At 60.0% G+C, this 17,389-nt stretch carries 18 protein-coding genes; 3 read left to right on the top strand and 15 right to left on the bottom strand.

The features are described 5' to 3' along the window. From AC6CIA_RS05410 to ppc, 6 genes are all read right to left on the bottom strand, one after another. Positions 1-828 (bottom strand): isocitrate lyase/PEP mutase family protein, encoded by an 828-nt coding sequence (locus tag AC6CIA_RS05410; RefSeq protein WP_498310954.1) that lies wholly within the window; start codon positions 826-828, stop codon positions 1-3. Positions 829-861: 33 nt separating this feature from the next. Continuing rightward, complete coding sequence (locus AC6CIA_RS05405; protein WP_498310952.1) at positions 862-1,722, bottom strand: DUF72 domain-containing protein; 861 nt, start codon at positions 1,720-1,722, stop codon at positions 862-864. Next, positions 1,722-2,042, bottom strand: coding sequence for a hypothetical protein (locus AC6CIA_RS05400; RefSeq protein ID WP_498310951.1), 321 nt, complete (start codon positions 2,040-2,042; stop codon positions 1,722-1,724). Before AC6CIA_RS05400 ends, AC6CIA_RS05405 begins: the two co-directional genes overlap by 1 nt. A 150-nt stretch (positions 2,043-2,192) precedes the next feature. After that, positions 2,193-2,882, bottom strand: a complete 690-nt coding sequence (gene tsaB / locus AC6CIA_RS05395; RefSeq protein ID WP_498310950.1) for a tRNA (adenosine(37)-N6)-threonylcarbamoyltransferase complex dimerization subunit type 1 TsaB — start codon at positions 2,880-2,882, stop codon at positions 2,193-2,195. Positions 2,883-2,971: 89 nt separating this feature from the next. Further along, entirely contained in the window at positions 2,972-3,619 is a 648-nt protein-coding gene (adk, locus tag AC6CIA_RS05390; protein WP_339531629.1) for an adenylate kinase, read from the bottom strand. Between the two features lie 293 nt (positions 3,620-3,912). After that, positions 3,913-6,558 (bottom strand): phosphoenolpyruvate carboxylase, encoded by a 2,646-nt coding sequence (ppc, locus tag AC6CIA_RS05385; protein WP_498310949.1) that lies wholly within the window; start codon positions 6,556-6,558, stop codon positions 3,913-3,915. 227 nt (positions 6,559-6,785) lie between these two features. Here ppc and AC6CIA_RS05380 point away from each other — a divergent pair, with 227 nt between their 5' ends. The 3 genes from AC6CIA_RS05380 to lptF all read left to right on the top strand — a co-directional run bounded on the left by AC6CIA_RS05380 (position 6,786) and on the right by lptF (position 8,686). Beyond that, entirely contained in the window at positions 6,786-7,130 is a 345-nt protein-coding gene (locus tag AC6CIA_RS05380) for a pilin assembly protein (RefSeq protein WP_498310948.1), read from the top strand. Positions 7,131-7,423: 293 nt separating this feature from the next. Beyond that, the gene (locus AC6CIA_RS05375; RefSeq protein WP_339531632.1) at positions 7,424-7,849 is read left to right on the top strand and encodes a DUF4398 domain-containing protein; all 426 of its coding nucleotides are present in this window, start codon (positions 7,424-7,426) and stop codon (positions 7,847-7,849) included. Positions 7,850-7,903: 54 nt separating this feature from the next. Beyond that, on the top strand, positions 7,904-8,686 hold the full coding sequence (lptF, locus tag AC6CIA_RS05370) for a lipotoxin F family OmpA-related lipoprotein LptF (RefSeq protein ID WP_498310947.1): 783 nt from the start codon (positions 7,904-7,906) through the stop codon (positions 8,684-8,686). Between the two features lie 313 nt (positions 8,687-8,999). Here the strand turns inward: lptF and AC6CIA_RS05365 are convergent, their stop codons facing one another. The 9 genes from AC6CIA_RS05365 to AC6CIA_RS05325 all read right to left on the bottom strand — a co-directional run bounded on the left by AC6CIA_RS05365 (position 9,000) and on the right by AC6CIA_RS05325 (position 17,383). Further along, positions 9,000-9,275 carry a hypothetical protein gene (locus AC6CIA_RS05365; RefSeq protein WP_498310945.1) on the bottom strand — a complete coding sequence of 92 codons (276 nt, stop codon included), beginning with the start codon at positions 9,273-9,275 and terminating at the stop codon, positions 9,000-9,002. Between the two features lie 201 nt (positions 9,276-9,476). After that, the gene (locus tag AC6CIA_RS05360) at positions 9,477-9,803 is read right to left on the bottom strand and encodes a PA3694 family proteiin (RefSeq protein ID WP_084377248.1); all 327 of its coding nucleotides are present in this window, start codon (positions 9,801-9,803) and stop codon (positions 9,477-9,479) included. Beyond that, positions 9,800-10,714, bottom strand: a complete 915-nt coding sequence (locus tag AC6CIA_RS05355; RefSeq protein WP_498311208.1) for an alpha/beta hydrolase — start codon at positions 10,712-10,714, stop codon at positions 9,800-9,802. The genes AC6CIA_RS05360 and AC6CIA_RS05355 overlap by 4 nt, the downstream gene beginning before the upstream one ends. Positions 10,715-10,824: 110 nt before the next feature. Then, positions 10,825-12,102: a flavohemoglobin expression-modulating QEGLA motif protein gene (locus tag AC6CIA_RS05350; RefSeq protein WP_498310943.1), complete on the bottom strand. Its 1,278-nt coding sequence runs from the start codon at positions 12,100-12,102 to the stop codon at positions 10,825-10,827. Positions 12,103-12,123: 21 nt separating this feature from the next. After that, positions 12,124-12,672, bottom strand: coding sequence for a hypothetical protein (locus tag AC6CIA_RS05345; RefSeq protein ID WP_498310941.1), 549 nt, complete (start codon positions 12,670-12,672; stop codon positions 12,124-12,126). Between the two features lie 29 nt (positions 12,673-12,701). Then, the gene (locus tag AC6CIA_RS05340; protein WP_339531637.1) at positions 12,702-13,418 is read right to left on the bottom strand and encodes a TetR/AcrR family transcriptional regulator; all 717 of its coding nucleotides are present in this window, start codon (positions 13,416-13,418) and stop codon (positions 12,702-12,704) included. Between the two features lie 106 nt (positions 13,419-13,524). Further along, a complete protein-coding gene (gene lysS, locus AC6CIA_RS05335; RefSeq protein WP_498310939.1) occupies positions 13,525-15,027 on the bottom strand; it encodes a lysine--tRNA ligase in 1,503 nt (500 codons plus the stop codon). Positions 15,028-15,118: 91 nt separating this feature from the next. Then, a protein-coding gene (prfB, locus tag AC6CIA_RS05330; protein ID WP_339531639.1) for a peptide chain release factor 2 occupies positions 15,119-16,214 on the bottom strand; the annotation gives its coding sequence in 2 pieces (ribosomal slippage) (positions 15,119-16,141 and positions 16,143-16,214; 1,095 coding nt in all). Between the two features lie 167 nt (positions 16,215-16,381). Beyond that, entirely contained in the window at positions 16,382-17,383 is a 1,002-nt protein-coding gene (locus AC6CIA_RS05325) for a diguanylate cyclase domain-containing protein (RefSeq protein ID WP_498310937.1), read from the bottom strand. Positions 17,384-17,389: the final 6 nt, after the last annotated feature.

Below are 17,389 nucleotides of genomic sequence, written 5' to 3'. Positions count from 1 at the left end.
TCAGCCCTTGCACAATTGATTGGCCTGACTGAACGGCATCGAACGCTCGGTAAAGGAAAAGGTGCCTGTCTCATGAATTTCCCGGGCCGCCCGGAAGAACTCGCCATACGCCGCCAAGGCCATGGCCGAGCCGACGCTGATACGTTTGACCCCCATCTCGTTCAACTGCGCCACCGAGAGTTTGAGCCCTCCCGACATCAATACATTCACCGGTTTGGGCGCCACAGCGCGCACCACCGCCACGACCTCTTCGGCACTGCGCAAACCGGGTGCATACAGCACATCGGCCCCCGCCTCGGCGTAGGCCTGCAAACGACGAAGCGTATCGGGAAAATCCAGGCGCCCGTGCAGGAGATTCTCAGCGCGGGCGGTCAACATGAACGGAAACGGCAAGCTACGCGCAGCGGCCACGGCGGCCTCAATCCGCTCTACGGAAAGATCAAACGGATAGATCGGGTCGACGGCAATGCCCGTGGCATCTTCGATCGAACCTCCGACAATCCCGGTAGCCGCCGCGCGTAAAATCGTCTGCGCGCAACCTTCGGGGGTATCGCTGAATCCGTTCTCCAGATCAGCAGCGACGGGCAGCGCGGTGGCCTGGGCAATCATCCCGGCGTTGCCAAGGGTGTCTGCCAAAGACAACGCACCCTCGGCATCGGGACGCCCGAGACTGAACGCAAAGCCGGCACTGGTGGTGGCCAGCGCCTCGAAGCCGAGGCTGGCGAGCATTTTGGCGGAACCGGCGTCCCACGGATTGGGCATCACGAATGCACGGTCACGCTCGTGCAGGGCTTTGAAGGTTTCGGCGCGAAGGGTTTGAGCATCCATGACTGACTCCTGGCGAGGAAAAGAGAAGGCCTTCTAGAGTAACCCCAGTTGCTCCACGGCGGGTCCACGATTCAATTGCGCCAGGGCCGGTAATCCGGGCAAGCGGACCATCAGTCGTTCATGAAAGCGCATGGCCAGCTGTGCCGCCAGGCGATTGTCGGAGGTGTGCAGGAACACGTAAGGGGTACGCCCTTCTTCGATCCAGCCGGCGACCTTTTCGATCCACGGTGTCAGGAATGGCTCATTGGCTTCCAGCTCGGGATGACCAATAAAACGCACCTGGGGAAATTGCGTCAACGCCGCCGGACGGGGCGGCACCTGAGGCTTTTTGGATTGTGCGTGGAGCACCGCGGGCGATGTCGAAGTGCAGCTGAACAACGCGCGAGGGTCAAGGCAGATGCGTTCCACCCCACGGTCACGCAGCAGGCGATTGAGCATGCGCTCGGCGTCGCCTTTGTCGAAAAACGCCCGGTGGCGCACTTCCACCGCCAGCGGCCACTCCACACCATCGATAAAGCCCGCCAGTTCCCCCAGGCGCTGCGGGGTAAAAGTGGCCGGCAATTGCAACCAGAGTGGCGAAATCCGTGCTCCAAGCGCGCTCATCAAACCGAGAAAGCTTTCCGCTGCCGGTAGCTGCTCGCGCAAGTCGGCGCTATGGCTGATATCACCGGGAAACTTGGCGGTAAACCGAAAATGCGCGGGCATGATCTCGGCCCAGCGTTGCACGGTGGCCACCGAGGGCCGCGCATAGAACGTGGTATTGCCTTCGACGGCGTTGAAAACTTGGCAATAGAGCCCGAGAAACTCATTGGCGCGGGCATCCTGTGGATACAGGTAGTCGCGCCAGGCGTTTTCACTCCAGGATGGACAACCGAGGTAGTACGGCAACAGCATCAGATATGGATATCGAGGCCCAGCACTTCCATATCCCATTCGACAAAGCCGGCAGTGGTCAGGTAGCTGGCCAGGGCCGTGGCAACGCTTTTGCTCATCGAGCGCGGGAACACCATGTCTTGCTGGCGCGCTGGCACGCCACTGACACGGCTACCGCCGGCGCCTTGGGCACGAGCGGACACGGCAGGACCGGGAGACGTTTCAGCGTGGACTTCAATAAAGTCGGGAGAGTCTTCGACGGACTCGTCTACCGTCACGTTCGCCTTGCGCGGCTTACGCTTGAGTGGGTAGGACTGGGATGAAAAGCCGTCTATGCGCATACATGCAGACTCTGTATCAGTGATGGCAATTTAGCGGCACTTTCCATGGCGCGCAAATGCTCTGGTGATAACTAGAACACATAAATGCAAAAAGGTTTAAAAGCGGGCGCAATTTCTGACGATTGGTGGTGATTGGCGACGATCAGGCGGTTACTTTTCAGCCTGGCGCTCAGCTTTGGTCGCCGCCACTTTATCGCGCAGGTACACCGGTTGCGCCTGATCGGCGGGAATCGCTTCACCCCGCTCCCAGGCAAATCGCGCCAGGCTCAGCAAGTCTTCAGCGTGGGGCAACATGGCGGCATCCTGGCCGCTGAGGTGCACGGCGATCCGCTCGGCATAACCCCAGCCGGTACCCGCGCCAAACCAGTCGCCATGGGCGTCGTCCGGCAAGGCCGCCATTTCCGGCGGCTGGACCGCTTCCACACCCACCAGACGCATTTCCCCGGCAGTTTCCCGGTAGCAGCCCCAATAGACTTCATCCATCCGCGCATCAATGGCGGCCGCGACCTGTTGTACACCGTGTTCACGCAACGCCCGCTGGGCCAGCACCGCCAGGTTGGACACGGGCAATACCGGCCGCTCCAACGCAAAAGCCAGCCCTTGCACCACACCGATGGCAATTCGCACACCGGTGAACGCGCCAGGGCCACGGCCAAAAGCGATCGCGTCCACCGCCGATAACGTCGTGCCCGCATCGATCAACAACTGCTTGATCATCGGCAGCAACTTTTGCGCGTGCAGGCGCGGGATCACCTCGTAGTGGCTCGTTACCTTGCCATCGTGCAGCAAGGCAACGGAGCAAGCTTCAGTCGCGGTGTCCAGGGCCAGCAAGGTGCTCATCGGTGTGTGCGTCCAAATTGAAAAAAGTGCGCCAGTATAAACAACAACGGCCCGCAAGCGGGCCGTTGAACGTCAAGCCAATCGTTTGATCAGTTCAACGCTTCCAACACCTTGGCGGTGATGGCTTCGACCGAACCGACGCCCGCGATGTGGCTGTACTTCGGCTTGCCTTGGGCAGCCGACAGTTTCTGGTAGAAATCCACCAGTGGCTTGGTCTGGGAATGGTAGACCGACAGGCGATGACGCACGGTTTCTTCAGTGTCGTCCTTGCGCTGTACCAGGCTGTCGCCGGTCGCGTCATCCAGTCCTTCGACTTTCGGCGGGTTATAGACGATGTGGTAGACGCGGCCCGAGGCTTCGTGAACACGGCGGCCGGCAATGCGCTGGACGATTTCTTCGTCTTCAACGGCGATTTCGAGCACATGGTCCAACTCTACGCCGGCCTTCACCAGGGCTTCAGCCTGGGGAATGGTGCGGGGGAAACCGTCGAACAGGAAACCGTTGGCGCAATCGGCCTGGCTGATGCGTTCCTTGACCAGGTTGATGATCAGGTCGTCGGAGACCAGCCCGCCGCTGTCCATCACGCTCTTGGCGACCAGGCCCAACTCGGTGCCAGCCTTGACAGCCGCACGCAGCATGTCGCCGGTGGAGATTTGTGGAATGCCGAACTTTTCAGTGATGAACTTTGCCTGAGTACCTTTACCGGCCCCGGGAGCTCCCAGCAGAATGACGCGCATCGATGTGCTCCTCAATTTTTTATAGAGATGACGCTCGGATTCGCCGCATGGGGCCAATCTCGTAAAATATGCTCGTAAGAATACGGGTCCAGGCCGCCCAAACGGCCAAAGGCTGATCAAGATACACAGCAGACCCTAACCATACAAGCCGCCAAAAGTCGGAAGAACCCGTGCCGGGCGAGCCTTTTAGTCGAGGTACCCCTTGGTGCAACCCCGACACAAAAGCGCCGGCGCCCTCGTTTCGGGTCAGCCGGCGGTTTTATCTGCAAGCCCTTGAGAACACGCCAAAAATGTCAGCCGGTGTTACGCAACCCCGCGGCGATTCCGGCCACGGACACCAGCAGCGCCTGTTCCAGAGGGCTGTCCTGCGCCGCCTCCCGTTTGCGGGAACGGGCCAGGAGTTCGGCCTGCAGCAGGTGCAACGGGTCGAGGTAGGTGTTACGCAGACGGATGAACTCCAGAGTGTCGGGACTGTGGGCGAGCAACTGCGACTGGCCGGTCAAGCCAAGCACTACATCGCAAGCCTGCGACAATAGGTCGCGTAAGTGCGCGCCCAATGGGCGCAGATCGTCCTGCACCAGGCGTTCGTCATACAGCCGGGCCAGATCGGCATCCGCCTTGGCCAGGACCATTTCCAACATATCGATACGGGTACGGAAGAACGGCCATTGCTCGCGCATCTGTGCCAGGACCTCACCTTCGCCGCGCGCCAGGGCTTTGCTCAGGGCTGCTTCCCAGCCGAGCCACGCAGGCAGCATCAGGCGGGTCTGGGTCCAACCGAAGATCCATGGAATCGCGCGCAAGCTCTCGATTCCCCCGGCACGCCGCTTGGCCGGGCGACTGCCCAAGGGCAGACGGCCCAGTTCCTGTTCCGGCGTGGACTGGCGGAAGTACTCGACGAACTGCGGATTTTCCCGCACCACCGCACGGTAAGCGCTGACGCCATCCGCCGCCAGTTCATCCATCAGGTTGCGCCATGCCGGTTGTGGAGGTGGCGGAGGCAGCAAGGTCGCCTCCAGTACCGCCGCCAGGTAAAGATTGAGGTTTTGTTCAGCAATGTCCGGCAAGCCGAACTTGAAGCGGATCATTTCCCCTTGTTCGGTAGTGCGGAAACGCCCGGCCACCGACCCCGGCGGTTGCGACAGAATCGCCGCGTGAGCCGGACCGCCCCCACGCCCGACAGTGCCACCACGGCCGTGAAACAACAGCAGTTCGACTTGTTGCTCGCGACAGATGTCCACCAGCCGTTCCTGGGCGCGGTATTGCGCCCAGGCGGCCGCCGTGGTGCCCGCATCCTTGGCCGAGTCCGAATAGCCGATCATCACTTCCTGTGGCCCTTGCAACCGTGAACGATAGCCCGGCAGCAGCAACAGGCGTTCGATCACCGGGCCGGCATTGTCGAGGTCGGCCAAGGTCTCGAACAACGGCACTACGCGCATCGGCCGCTGCACGCCGGATTCCTTGAGCAACAGTTGCACCGTCAACACGTCGGACGCCGCGCCGGCCATGGAAATAACGTAGGAACCGAGGGACGCCGCTGGCGCCGCGGCAATTTCCTTGCAGGTATTCAGCACTTCCGCGGTGTCGGCCGAGGGCTTGAAGTACCCCGGCAGCAACGGGCGACGATTAGCCAGTTCACGCATCAGGAAGGTGATGCGCGCGTCCTCGTCCCAGTCCTCATAGCGACCCAGGCCCAGGTAGTCGGTAATTTCGGTCATGGCCGCCGAATGCCGACTGGAATCCTGGCGCACATCCAGGCGCACCAGGAACAGGCCAAACGTCACCGCGCGGCGCAGGCAATCAAGCAAGGGACCGTCGGCAATCACCCCCATCCCGCACGCGTGCAGGGATTGGTAGCACAGCTCCAGCGGCTCCAGCAGATCGCGATTGTCTTGCAGTACATCGGCGGATGCCCGGGTGCTGGCCGTCAAGGACGCGTGCGCCCAGTTGCGCGTCGCACGCAGGCGTTCGCGCAGTTGCTTGAGCAACGCCCGGTAAGGTTCGACACTGTCACCGACCTTGGCCAGCAACTCAGGGCTGGCGCGTTGCATCGACAGTTCGGACGCCAGGTGGTCGATATCACGCAAATACAGGTCGGCGGCCATCCAGCGCGCCAACAGCAACACTTCGCGGGTCACCGGGGCGGTGACATTGGGGTTGCCGTCGCGGTCGCCGCCCATCCACGAGGCAAAGCGGATCGGCGCCGCTTCCAGGGGCAAGCGCAGGCCGGTGGCGGCGTGCAAGGCCTGATCGGCCTTGCGCAGGTAATTCGGGATCGCGTGCCACAACGAGTGCTCGATCACCGCAAAGCCCCACTTGGCTTCGTCCACCGGCGTCGGTCGGGTACGCCGGATTTCTTCGGTGTGCCAGGCTTCGGCGATCAACCGTTGCAGACGCTGGCGAATCTGCTCGCGCTCGGCGCCGGTCAAGTCGCGGTGATCCTGCAGGGCCAACTGCGCGGCAATCGCATCATATTTCTGGATCAGCGTACGCCGCGCCACTTCAGTCGGGTGAGCGGTGAGGACCAGTTCGATATCCAGGCGCGCCAGTTGCCGGGCCAGGGATTCGCCGCTGTGACCTTCACGCTGCAATCGCGCCAGCAATTCCGGCAACACCCGCGCCTCGAACGGCGCCGGCCGGGACTCGTCGCGGCGGTGGATCAGTTGATATTGCTCGGCAATGTTGGCCAGATTGAGGAACTGGTTGAAGGCGCGTGCCACCGGCAGCAGCTCGTCCTCTTGCAATTGATTGAGGCTGGCACTGAGTTTTTCGCCGGCTGCCTGATCCGAAGCCGCGCCACGCCGATCGGCCTTGGCACCTTTGCGAATCTGCTCGATCTTGTCGAGAAAATCGTCGCCATACTGCTCTCGAATCGTGTTGCCCAACAATTCACCCAACAGGTGAACATCTTCACGCAAGCGTGCATCGATATCGCTCATCAGCCAATCTCCAGCCAGAAATCCGGGGGCGCCTCGATCCACAAGAGTGCCGTCGCCGCCCGCGTCTGACAAGGACCCGTGCAATCGACTTTAAACCTTGTGGCTTGCAGCTAGTCTCAACAGTACCGGGACAGCAAAACAAACTCCCGGCTCGGCCAACGGGGACATGCCCCTTGCCACAGGACACTCATCACCGCCCGCCAATCGTGGGCTTTACTGAGGTTGCCATGAAAATCCGAGAACTGGCCCAACATTGGGAAGAAAATGCCAAGGGTCGCCTGACCAAAACCGAATATGCCATCCATTTGGACATGGAAGCCGCCGCAAGATTGGCGGCGCTCAGCGAGATGTACCCCAAGCGCCACCCCGAGGAACTGCTCGGCGAACTGATTGGTGCGGCCCTCGAGGAGCTGGAAGCAAGCTTTCCTTACATTCAGGGCAAGCAGGTGGTGGCCACTGATGAAGAGGGTGATCCTTTGTATGAGGATGTAGGACCTACCCCAAGGTTCCTGTCGCTTTCGCGCCGTTATCTGCATGATCTGGCCTCTGTTCCCGATGAGCAGAAACACTGACGAACATCCGCCGAGGCCCCTTGCCTCCCGGTTTCCGGGCCTGTTCAAGGCCCTGAATCCGGGTTCGTCCGACAAAAATACCAGCACTGACGCGCTGACCATTCGGTCAGATTTCTTCAGGATTTATTTTCAGGCAAATCGCCATCTTCGCTGAACTATTCAAAAAAGCCTCGGGTCACAGCCAGTACGCCATCACTGGAACAGCCGTTTGAAAAAGCTTTCTGAGCATTGCCGCCAGAACCGCAAACGTTGACCACCGATGATGGATCTGATGTTTTTTCAGGAATTATCCAATGGAGTTGAAGACGATGAAGACCAGCACTGCCAAATCCTCGTTTAACCACCTGCGCGGGCTCAAATTGGCCGCGCTGGCTATCGGCACCAGCTTCGTTCTGGCTGGCTGCGCCGGCAATCCGCCGACCGAACAGTACGCGGTGACTCAATCGGCCGTGAACAGCGCCGTGAGCGCCGGCGGTACCGAATACGCCGCAGTGGAAATGAAAGCGGCCCAGGACAAGCTCAAGCAAGCCGAACTGGCCATGCATGACAAGAATTACGAAGAAGCCCGTCGCCTGGCCGAACAAGCCGAGTGGGACGCTCGTGTTGCAGAGCGTAAAGCCCAGGCTGCCAAAGCTGAACTGGCGGTGAAGGATTCCCAGAAAGCTGTTCAGGAGCTGCGTCAGGAAGGCATGCGCCCTGCTGCTATCCAGCAGAAGTAAGCGCGACCTCTGATTGCACTGCACCCGAAATCGAATTGAAAGGACGATACCACTATGCGTAAACAATTGATGATCCCTGCCCTGCTGGCGATGAGCGTTGCACTGGCGGCTTGCTCCACCCCGCCGAACGCGAACCTGGAAAATGCACGGACCAACTACACGGCCCTGCAAGCCAACCCACAGGCGACCAAAATCGCCGCCCTGGAAACCAAGGATGCAGGTGAGTGGCTGGATAAAGCCGAAAAGGCCTACCGTGACAAGGAAGACGAGAAGAAAGTCGACCAGTTGGCTTACCTGACCAACCAGCGCGTTGAAGTCGCCAAGGACACCATCGCCCTGCGCGAATCCGAAGCCAAGCTGAAAAACGCCGGTGACGAGCGCGCTCGCGCCCTGCTCGAAGCTCGTGATGCGCAGATCAAGCAACTGCAAAGCAGCCTGAACGCCAAGCAGACCGAGCGCGGTACGCTGGTGACCTTCGGTGACGTACTGTTCGCCACCAACAAGGCCGACCTGAAATCCAGCGGCCTGGTCAACATCAACAAACTGGCGCAATTCCTTCAGGAAAACCCGGACCGCAAGGTGATCGTCGAAGGTTACACCGACAGCACCGGCAGCGATGCCTACAACCAGACGCTGTCCGAGCGCCGCGCGACTTCGGTGCAGGTTGCACTGATCAAAATGGGCGTTAACCCAGGCCGCATCGTAACCGCCGGCTACGGCAAAGCCTATCCGGTTGCCGATAACGCCAGCGTATCGGGCCGTGCCATGAACCGCCGTGTCGAAGTGACCATCTCCAACGACAACCAGCCGGTCAAGCCACGCTCCTCGGTCCAGTAATCGACTGACGCTGCATGAAAAAGCCCCGCCTTCTCCAGGCGGGGTCGCTTACCAAAAGCCTCCCTTGTCGGCAATGCCGTTCAGTCAAACAAATGAAGTGCCTGATACTGCCTTTGTGGCGAGGGGGCTTATCCCCCGTTGGGCTGCGTAGCAGCCCCAGTAAGCCGAATGCGGTGTACCAGATACTCCGTAGCGGCTGGTTTTGGGGCTGCTGCGCAGCCCAACGGAACAAGCCCCCTCGCCACGGGAAATGGGTAACCCCAGACACTTTTAACTGAACGGGCTTGCTTCTTGCCGGAGGCTTTTTTGTATATCAACCGAAGTTCAGGCTCCGACCACTGTCGTGACCGGGCATCATTGCCTGCAGCCCTTGTTGTCCGGTCATCATTTGCCGCAGTTTCTGCATGTCCAACTCGCCTGCGCCAGCCGTACGTTGGGCGCCGTCACCGCCCATCAACATTTCAAGCAACTTCTTGAGCATTTCCCCATTGTTGGGGCCTTGCTGCTGCAAACCGGCCTGTTGCCCCTGGCCCAGAATGTTGCCCATGCCACCCAGCAGGTTGCCGATGCCACTCACGCCCATACTCATAGTGATTCCCCTGCATTAACGGTTCATAAGATCTCGATCAGCCATGCTGACAAGGCTTATGTGGCGCCCTACAGGTGATGGTTCCACTCTGCGTATTTACCTGCAGGCACAACCAACGTCGGCCACGGGAAAAGGTATGCATGCCGATAGGAAACATCGGCACCATGCCTGGACATGGGGATTCACGCCGGGACAGTCGATCTATTCCTGCAACTGCGGGGTTTCCTGTCCCATGCACCGAACCGCTTGCTTCTTGTTGTTCACCAGCACACCGCTCAGGCCTTTCTGCTCGGTATCGAACATCACCAGCACACCGTCGACGCACTGGGCCACTTGGGCAGCCGGGGTCAGGGAGATTTTATAGTCCTCGCCCGGGACAGTCTTGAGCATGGTGAAGTCGCTGAGCAGCAGCGCATCCTCGGGCTTGGCGAAGTGCAGGTAGCCGTAATACCACAGGCAACCCACGGTGCCGAGGATGGTGCCGATACCAGTGAGAATCAGGGGGATCATGTTGCGTTCTTCGCTCATTGCGGGTTCTCTGCGGGTGCTGTCGTGGATTTTTTCACGGCCGGGTAATTGGGAATTTCACCCAGGCGACGAAGGCCATTGAAATGTTGCGGGTCGTCAAGATAGCGCAGCATCACCGTTTGCCAAGTCTTGTCGGCGAAGGTCTGCACGTGACCACCCCGGGTCAGCTGCAGCACCCTCGGCGGGGGCGCAGCTTGATACAGTCGGATGCCGTTGGAAAGGGGCACGATCGGATCATCCAGGCTATGGAACAGCAGTTTCGGCACACCGTTGACTCGTCCGATCGCCTTGATCGCACTGTCGGCATCCGGCACCAGCCAGGACAACGGCACCTGGAACGGCCATGTTAACCAGGACGTGCTCAAGGCGAATTGCCCTACATCACGATAACTGGCCGGGACGCCGTCCAACACCAGCGCCTTGAGGCGTTGCTGACGCTCGGGATGCTCCGCCAGATAATGCACCGCCAACGCACCCCCCAGGCTCTGGCCAAGCACCACCAGCGGCTGGCCCTGGGTTTCGGGCGCCTGGTCGATCCAGCGGAAGGCGGCGTCCAGGTCCTGGTAAATCGCCGGCAGCGACGGCTTGCCCTCGGATAAGCCATAACCGCGATAGTCCAGCAACAGTACTTGATAACCCTGTTCCGGCAGCCACCAACTTCCGCCCAAATGCCAGGACAGGTTGCCACCGTTGCCGTGCAGGTGCAGCACAGTGCCCTTGAGCGGCACGCCCGCCTTGGCCGGCAGCCACCAGGCATGCAGCGTGATGCCATCGGCGGTGGCGAGCGTGACGTCGCGGTAGTGCAAACCAGCCTTTTCAGGGGTGAATGGCAGACCGGGCTCGGGATAGAACAGCAGCGAACTGCAGCCGCCCAAGGTCAGTAACAGGCAAAGAATGCCGAGGATTCTCATCCGTTGAAACCTCATGAATAAACCTGAATAGACCACTCGCCCTTTGGAGCATAGGTATCTATACAACTTTTAAAAACTGACGAATTTCCCTGTGGCGAGGGCGACACGGGTCAAAGGATGTTCGAGTAATCGGCCTCGATCCGGTCCAGGCTCAAGTGATTGAGGAAGTTGGAGAAACACATCCACGCTGCCAATGCGTTCATGTCGCGGAACTGCTCCGGCAAGTATTTGGGCGGCACCACCAGGCCTTCGTCGACCAACTGGCGCAAGGTACGCATGTCTTCCAGGGTCGTTTTGCCGCAAAACAGCAGCGGCACTTGCTCCAGCTTGCCTTTGCGCACGGCCAGCTGGATGTAGTTGTAGACCATGATAAAGCCCTTGAGGTAGGACAAATCCTTGGTAAACGGCAGTCCGGTCGGCGTCGAACCGCGAAACACCCGGCTGGCGTTGCCATAGCTTTCGGCCATTTCAAAACCTTGTTCGCGGAAGAACTCAAATACCTGCAGGAAGTCGGCGCCCTCCTCCACCATGTGGATCGCACGGGTACGGTTGGTCAGTTTGCGCAGGCGACTGGGGTAAGAGGCAAATGTAATGATCTCCATCAGAATCGCCAGGCCTTCCTGGGTCACCGTGGACGACGGCGGTCCTTTGGACAGGAACGTGCAGATCGGCTGGTTCTGCCCGTTCAGCGTCGTCCCCACATGAACCAGCCCTTCGTGGACTTCGAGGGCGCGCACGTCGCGCTCGTTGAACATCGCATCGGCGCGGATCTTGATGTAATCGGCCCCGGCCGCCGCGTCGGCGACAATGCCATCTGACTCAAATACACGAATGGTTTCCTCGGCCTCGCCGAACACCTTGTTCAAACGACTTTGCAGCAGACTGACCGCGTCCTTGGCGCTCAAGGTCTTGGCTTCGTCCTTGAGATCGCCACGGCCGTCGATGTTGTTCAGGTAATCGGAGAGCATCAGTCCCAGGTCGGACAAGGTCGGATCACCGGCATGGAAGGCGTCGGACGCGGCGCCGTAGAGTTCCTGGGAGATCAGCCCGAAATCCTCGGTGCCCCGCGCTTCCAGCATGCGCACCACCATGCGGTACTCCTTGCACATGCGCCGCATGATCTGCCCGACCGGGTTGAACTGGCCCAACTGACGGGTGATATCGCGCTCGATGTTCTGGAACTCCAGCTTTACCGCGCTTGAATCGAACGACAACGCTCGGTTCAGATAATAGTCGCGGTCCACGGCCGGCATGTCCTTGCCCTTGGCCTTGAGGAATCCCTGGCGAATATTGTCATCCCACTTCACAGCGTCGAGGACGCGAATCGGTGTTTGCGCCAGCACGATTCGATCGGACAATATGCGTATCGTCTGCTGGTAATCGTCCACCCGGTGCTTCCTCTCTAAAGGTTATTTGCCCACGCGCTGATAGCGCACGGCTTCGACAAAGACATCGGCGTTGGCCGGATCATCCAGATAAGCAAAAACCGCGTCCATGGGGCTGTCCACCAGCACGCCATCGCCTTCGACGGTCTCCACGGTGCTGGCGCTCAGGAGCTTTTGCGCCACGGCCTGATTGATCTGCTCGAGATCAAGGTTGTAGACCACCAATTCGTGTTTTTCGCTGAGTTCAAAGCCGGCCAATATGAAATGGCCGCCAAAGTCCTTGGGCACTGGCGCCGACAGGTACCAGCGACGCCCATGGCGAGACACGGTGAACAGGTACTCGTCACGTTGGCCCGGTTTGGCGTCAGGGTAGCTCACGGCTTTGTAGCGCTGCCCGCCAGCAGGGCTGATCCGCAGGTTGAGCGGCTCGCCCCAGGCATTCTTGCTGGCCCACTTGCCGAGCAGGCCATCAGGCGCCGCTTCGCTGGCGGGCAGGGGATCCTTGAAGGTCACCAGGCAGCCGCTGAGCAGCAGGAACGACAACGCGATCACGACGACACGCCAGGCTTTCATTAAAGGGTGACCTCCTGCGGGGACGGCGGTTACACCGAAGCCAGCACCAAATGCATATAACGCTTGAGAATCTCAAGCATCTCTTCGCCGGTCAGCGACTCTGGTTCGAACAGCAGGCCCTGATATTCCATCCGACTGATAATCGCCGTCAACACTTTGGCATCCTGCTGCGGTTCGCGGGACCCCAATACCTGGAAAAACTGCGCGGTGCCCTGCAACAGAATCTGCTGGTGGGAACGCACCAGCTCGGCCAGGCGCGGATTCAAAAGGGCTTCCTGGCGAAACGCCTGCTCGGCCATCAGGTACTCGCGACGATTAAGCAATTGGCGCAGCACGTAATCGGCGGTCAGCCGCGCAATGTCATCGGCCAGTTGCGAGCGCGACTCGGCACTGCCATCACCGTAGGCGACCATTTCCCGTAGCAGGCCTTCATTGCGTGCCCACAACTTGCCCATGAACGCCGCGCTGCGCTCAACGTATTGGGCAAAGGTATCGGTGAGCAGATCATCGATATCCTTGAAGTAGTAGGTGGTGGCTGAGAGCGGTACGCCGGCCTCGGCCGCTACCGCGCGATGGCGCACGGCCCGCACCCCATCGCGCACGACAATGCGCATGGCCGCATCGAGAATCTCTTGCCGACGCTGTTCGCTGCCCTGGCGACTGGCCTTGCGGCCCTGATATTGAACACTTTCGGCCACGGCGGCGGCAATGCCGGCGGCACCTTCTTGAGCCATTACGCGCTTCACGACACCCATCCTTGAAATGACCAAAACCTGGCGCTGTTCGCTTGACGCTGAAGTACGCCCCATAAAAAAGCCGCCTTATAAAAGGCGGCTTCGGATTTCGCTAAGGTTACGCTTGCGGCCGCATGTGCGGGAACAAGATGACATCACGGATCGACGGTGAATTGGTCAGCAGCATCACCAGGCGGTCGATGCCGATACCTTCACCCGCCGTCGGCGGCATGCCGTATTCCAGGGCACGGACGAAGTCGGCGTCGTAGTGCATGGCTTCATCGTCGCCCGCATCCTTGTCAGCCACCTGGGCCATGAAACGCTCGGCCTGGTCTTGCGCATCGTTAAGTTCGGAATAGGCGTTGGCGATTTCGCGACCGCCGATGAACAGCTCGAAACGGTCGGTGACGTTCGGGTTTTCGTCGTTACGGCGGGCCAGCGGCGATACTTCGAACGGGTACTGGGTAATGAAGTGCGGCTGTTCCAGCTTGTGCTCCACCAGCTCTTCGAAAATCATCACTTGCAGCTTGCCCAGCCCTTCGAAACCCAGCACCTTGGCGCCGGCTTTCTTGGCAATGGCGCGGGCCTTGTCGATGTCGTTGAGGTCATCGGCCGTCAGCTCGGGGTTGTACTTGAGGATCGAGTCGAACACCGACAGGCGTACGAACGGCTCGCCGAAGTGGAACACCTTGTCGCCGTACGGCACGTCGGTGGTGCCAAGGACCAACTGGGCCAATTCGCGGAACAGCTCTTCGGTCAGGTCCATGTTGTCTTTATAGTCGGCGTAGGCCTGGTAGAACTCCAACATGGTGAATTCAGGGTTGTGACGAGTCGAAACGCCTTCGTTGCGGAAGTTGCGGTTGATCTCGAAGACCTTTTCAAAACCGCCAACCACCAGGCGCTTGAGATACAGCTCAGGCGCGATACGCAGGAACATTTCCATGTCCAGCGCATTGTGATGGGTTTCGAACGGCTTGGCCGCGGCACCACCGGGAATGGTCTGCAACATCGGTGTTTCCACTTCCAGGAAGTCGCGCTGCATCAGGAAGCTGCGGATGTGTGCAATCACTTGCGAGCGCACGCGGAAGGTCTGGCGCACGTCTTCGTTGACGATCAGGTCAACATACCGCTGGCGGTAACGCTGTTCGGTGTCGGACAGGCCGTGATGTTTGTCGGGCAGCGGACGCAGGGACTTGGTCAGCAGGCGCACGTTGGTCATCTCGACGTACAGATCACCCTTGCCGGAACGGGCCAGGGTGCCCTCGGCGGCGATAATGTCGCCCAGGTCCCAGGTTTTCACCGCCGCCAGGGTTTCTTCAGGCAAGGTCTTGCGATTGACGTAGACCTGGATACGACCGGACATGTCCTGGATCACCATGAACGAGCCACGGTTGAGCATGATGCGGCCTGCAACCTTGACCGCAATCGCAGCCTCTGCCAGCTCTTCCTTGGTCTTGTCGGCGTACTGTTTCTGCAAGTCTTCACAGTAGGCGTCACGACGGAAGTCGTTGGGGAAGGCATTGCCCTTGGCACGCTCGGCAGCAAGCTTTTCCTTGCGCTGGGCGATCAGGGAGTTTTCTTCCTGTTGCAGGGCTTGCGGATCGAGTTGTTGGTCGCTCATGTCTTTTGAAATTCCATCACGGGTTCGTTGCCCCCAGCCTTCGGCTGGGGGGCGCGGGCAAGAACTGGATGTCCCGCCCGCTCCTACAGTCTTACAAGCCTTGTTTGAGGCTGGCCACCAGGTACTCGTCGATGTCGCCGTCGAGCACCTTGTCGCAGTCGCTGCGTTCGATGTTGGTGCGCAGGTCCTTGATTCGCGACGCGTCGAGCACGTAGGAACGAATCTGATGACCCCAGCCGATGTCGGACTTGGTGTCTTCCAGGGCCTGGGAGGCGGCGTTGCGCTTCTGCACTTCCTGTTCATACAAACGCGCCCGCAACATTTTCATCGCGGTGTCTTTGTTCGCATGCTGGGAACGTTCGTTCTGGCAACTGACCACGGTGTTGGTCGGTACGTGGGTGATACGTACGGCCGAGTCGGTGGTGTTTACGTGCTGGCCACCGGCGCCCGAGGAGCGGTAGGTGTCGATACGCAGATCCGACGGATTGATGTCGATCTCGATGTTGTCATCGATTTCCGGCGACACGAACACCGCCGAGAACGAGGTATGGCGACGGTTGCCGGAGTCGAACGGACTCTTGCGCACCAGTCGGTGCACGCCGATTTCGGTACGCAGCCAGCCAAAGGCGTATTCACCCTTGATATGCACGGTCGCGCCCTTGATCCCGGCGACTTCACCGGCCGAGAGTTCCATGATGGTCGCGTCGAACCCGCGTTTGTCAGCCCAGCGCAGGTACATGCGCAGCAGGATGTTGGCCCAGTCCTGGGCCTCGGTGCCACCGGAACCGGCCTGGATGTCCAGGTAGGCGTTGTTGGCATCCATCTCACCGCTGAACATGCGGCGGAATTCGAGTTTTTCCAGGGATTCGCGCAGGCGTTCGACCTCGGCGGCCACGTCATCGACGGCAGCCTGGTCTTCTTCCTCGGCGGACATCAGCAGCAAGTCTCTGGCATCGGCCAGGCCCGAGTGCATCTCATCGAGGGTTTCCACGATCTGCGCCAGCAGGGAGCGCTCGCGCCCCAGTTCCTGGGCGTAGGTTGGGTTGTTCCAGACAGCCGGATCTTCAAGCTCGCGATTGACTTCGGTCAGACGCTCATGCTTTTGATCGTAGTCAAAGATACCCCCGAATAGTTTCGGAGCGCTCGGACAGGTCCTTGATGCTGTTAAGGATCGGGTTGATTTCCATGGCGGGCAGCACTCGTTGGCGAACTTTTGAAAGCCGGCGAGTATAACGGCAAACGGCTGAAAACGGCAGCCCGCTGGGCCGAAAAGGCTCGACGGCGGCTACGAGGCGCTAAAGTCACGCGCGCGCCTCAACAGCCCTCTTTCAGGCTGGATCACCGGCGTTTCCCATCACTCAATGCCCACCTGATTGCGCCCGTTGTTCTTGGCCAGGTACAAGCCCTTGTCCGCCGCCGAAATCAGCAGTCGGCAATCGGTACCCTGCTGGGGCGTCAGGGTCGCCAGGCCGATGCTGACGGTCAGGCTTGAACCATTGACCGGAGCGATGTGCGGGATTTTCAGCGCCGCGACGGCCAGGCGCAGTTTTTCAGCCACCAGGCGCGCTCCGCCCTGCGAGGTATTGGGCAGCACCAGGGCAAACTCTTCCCCGCCGTAGCGCGCCGGCAAGTCCGATGGGCGGCTGCTGGCATTGCGAATGGTCTCCGCCACTTGGCGCAAGGCTTCATCACCGTCCAGGTGACCGAAGGTATCGTTATAGGTCTTGAAGAAATCCACATCGATCATCAGCAATGACAACTGCAGCTGGTCGCGCATGGCTCGACGCCATTCCAGCTCGAGGTATTCATCAAAATGCCGGCGGTTCGACAGCCCGGTCAGGCCGTCGGAATGCATCAGGCGTTGCAGCACCAGATTGGTATCCAGCAACTGCTGCTGGCTGACCCGCAGCGCGCGGTAGGCCGCATCGCGCTGCAACAGGGTCATGTAGGAACGCGAGTGGTAGCGAATGCGCGCCACCAGTTCGATGTTGTCCGGCAGTTTCACCAGGTAATCATTGGCGCCGGCGGCAAACGCCGCACTTTTGATCAACGGGTCTTCCTTGGTGGAAAGGACAATGATCGGAATATTCTGCGTGGCTGGATGGTTGCGGTATTCGCGCACCAGGGTCAGGCCATCCAGGCCCGGCATCACCAGGTCCTGGAGAATCACCGTCGGCTTGATGCGGATCGCCTGGGCAACCGCCTGGTGCGGGTCGGCGCAAAAGTGAAAGTCGATATTGTCCTCCAGGGCCAGACCTCGCCGCACGGCTTCGCCGATCATCGCCTGGTCGTCGACCAGCAACACCATGGCGGCGTTTTCGTCGGTCTTGAAGTCGTCGAGCTGTAAATCATTCATTTGCGG

This window comes from Pseudomonas sp. GQ91, assembly GCF_059758795.1.
This window is presented reverse-complemented; position numbering and strand designations above follow the sequence as displayed.

Bases quoted from the DNA above. Each gene is read 5' to 3' on its own strand.
- AC6CIA_RS05365 (WP_498310945.1), bottom strand. From the start codon at position 9,275: ATGAGTATGGGCGTGAGTGGCATCGGCAACCTGCTGGGTGGCATGGGC.
- adk (WP_339531629.1), bottom strand. From the start codon at position 3,619: ATGCGCGTCATTCTGCTGGGAGCTCCCGGGGCCGGTAAAGGTACTCAG.
- AC6CIA_RS05345 (WP_498310941.1), bottom strand. From the start codon at position 12,672: ATGAAAGCCTGGCGTGTCGTCGTGATCGCGTTGTCGTTCCTGCTGCTC.
- lptF (WP_498310947.1), top strand. From the start codon at position 7,904: ATGCGTAAACAATTGATGATCCCTGCCCTGCTGGCGATGAGCGTTGCA.
- AC6CIA_RS05375 (WP_339531632.1), top strand. From the start codon at position 7,424: ATGGAGTTGAAGACGATGAAGACCAGCACTGCCAAATCCTCGTTTAAC.
- AC6CIA_RS05360 (WP_084377248.1), bottom strand. From the start codon at position 9,803: ATGAGCGAAGAACGCAACATGATCCCCCTGATTCTCACTGGTATCGGC.
- AC6CIA_RS05405 (WP_498310952.1), bottom strand. From the start codon at position 1,722: ATGCTGTTGCCGTACTACCTCGGTTGTCCATCCTGGAGTGAAAACGCC.
- AC6CIA_RS05400 (WP_498310951.1), bottom strand. From the start codon at position 2,042: ATGCGCATAGACGGCTTTTCATCCCAGTCCTACCCACTCAAGCGTAAG.
- AC6CIA_RS05355 (WP_498311208.1), bottom strand. From the start codon at position 10,714: ATGAGAATCCTCGGCATTCTTTGCCTGTTACTGACCTTGGGCGGCTGC.
- AC6CIA_RS05380 (WP_498310948.1), top strand. From the start codon at position 6,786: ATGAAAATCCGAGAACTGGCCCAACATTGGGAAGAAAATGCCAAGGGT.
- AC6CIA_RS05410 (WP_498310954.1), bottom strand. From the start codon at position 828: ATGGATGCTCAAACCCTTCGCGCCGAAACCTTCAAAGCCCTGCACGAG.
- tsaB (WP_498310950.1), bottom strand. From the start codon at position 2,882: ATGAGCACCTTGCTGGCCCTGGACACCGCGACTGAAGCTTGCTCCGTT.
- ppc (WP_498310949.1), bottom strand. From the start codon at position 6,558: ATGAGCGATATCGATGCACGCTTGCGTGAAGATGTTCACCTGTTGGGT.
- lysS (WP_498310939.1), bottom strand. From the start codon at position 15,027: ATGAGCGACCAACAACTCGATCCGCAAGCCCTGCAACAGGAAGAAAAC.
- AC6CIA_RS05325 (WP_498310937.1), bottom strand. From the start codon at position 17,383: ATGAATGATTTACAGCTCGACGACTTCAAGACCGACGAAAACGCCGCC.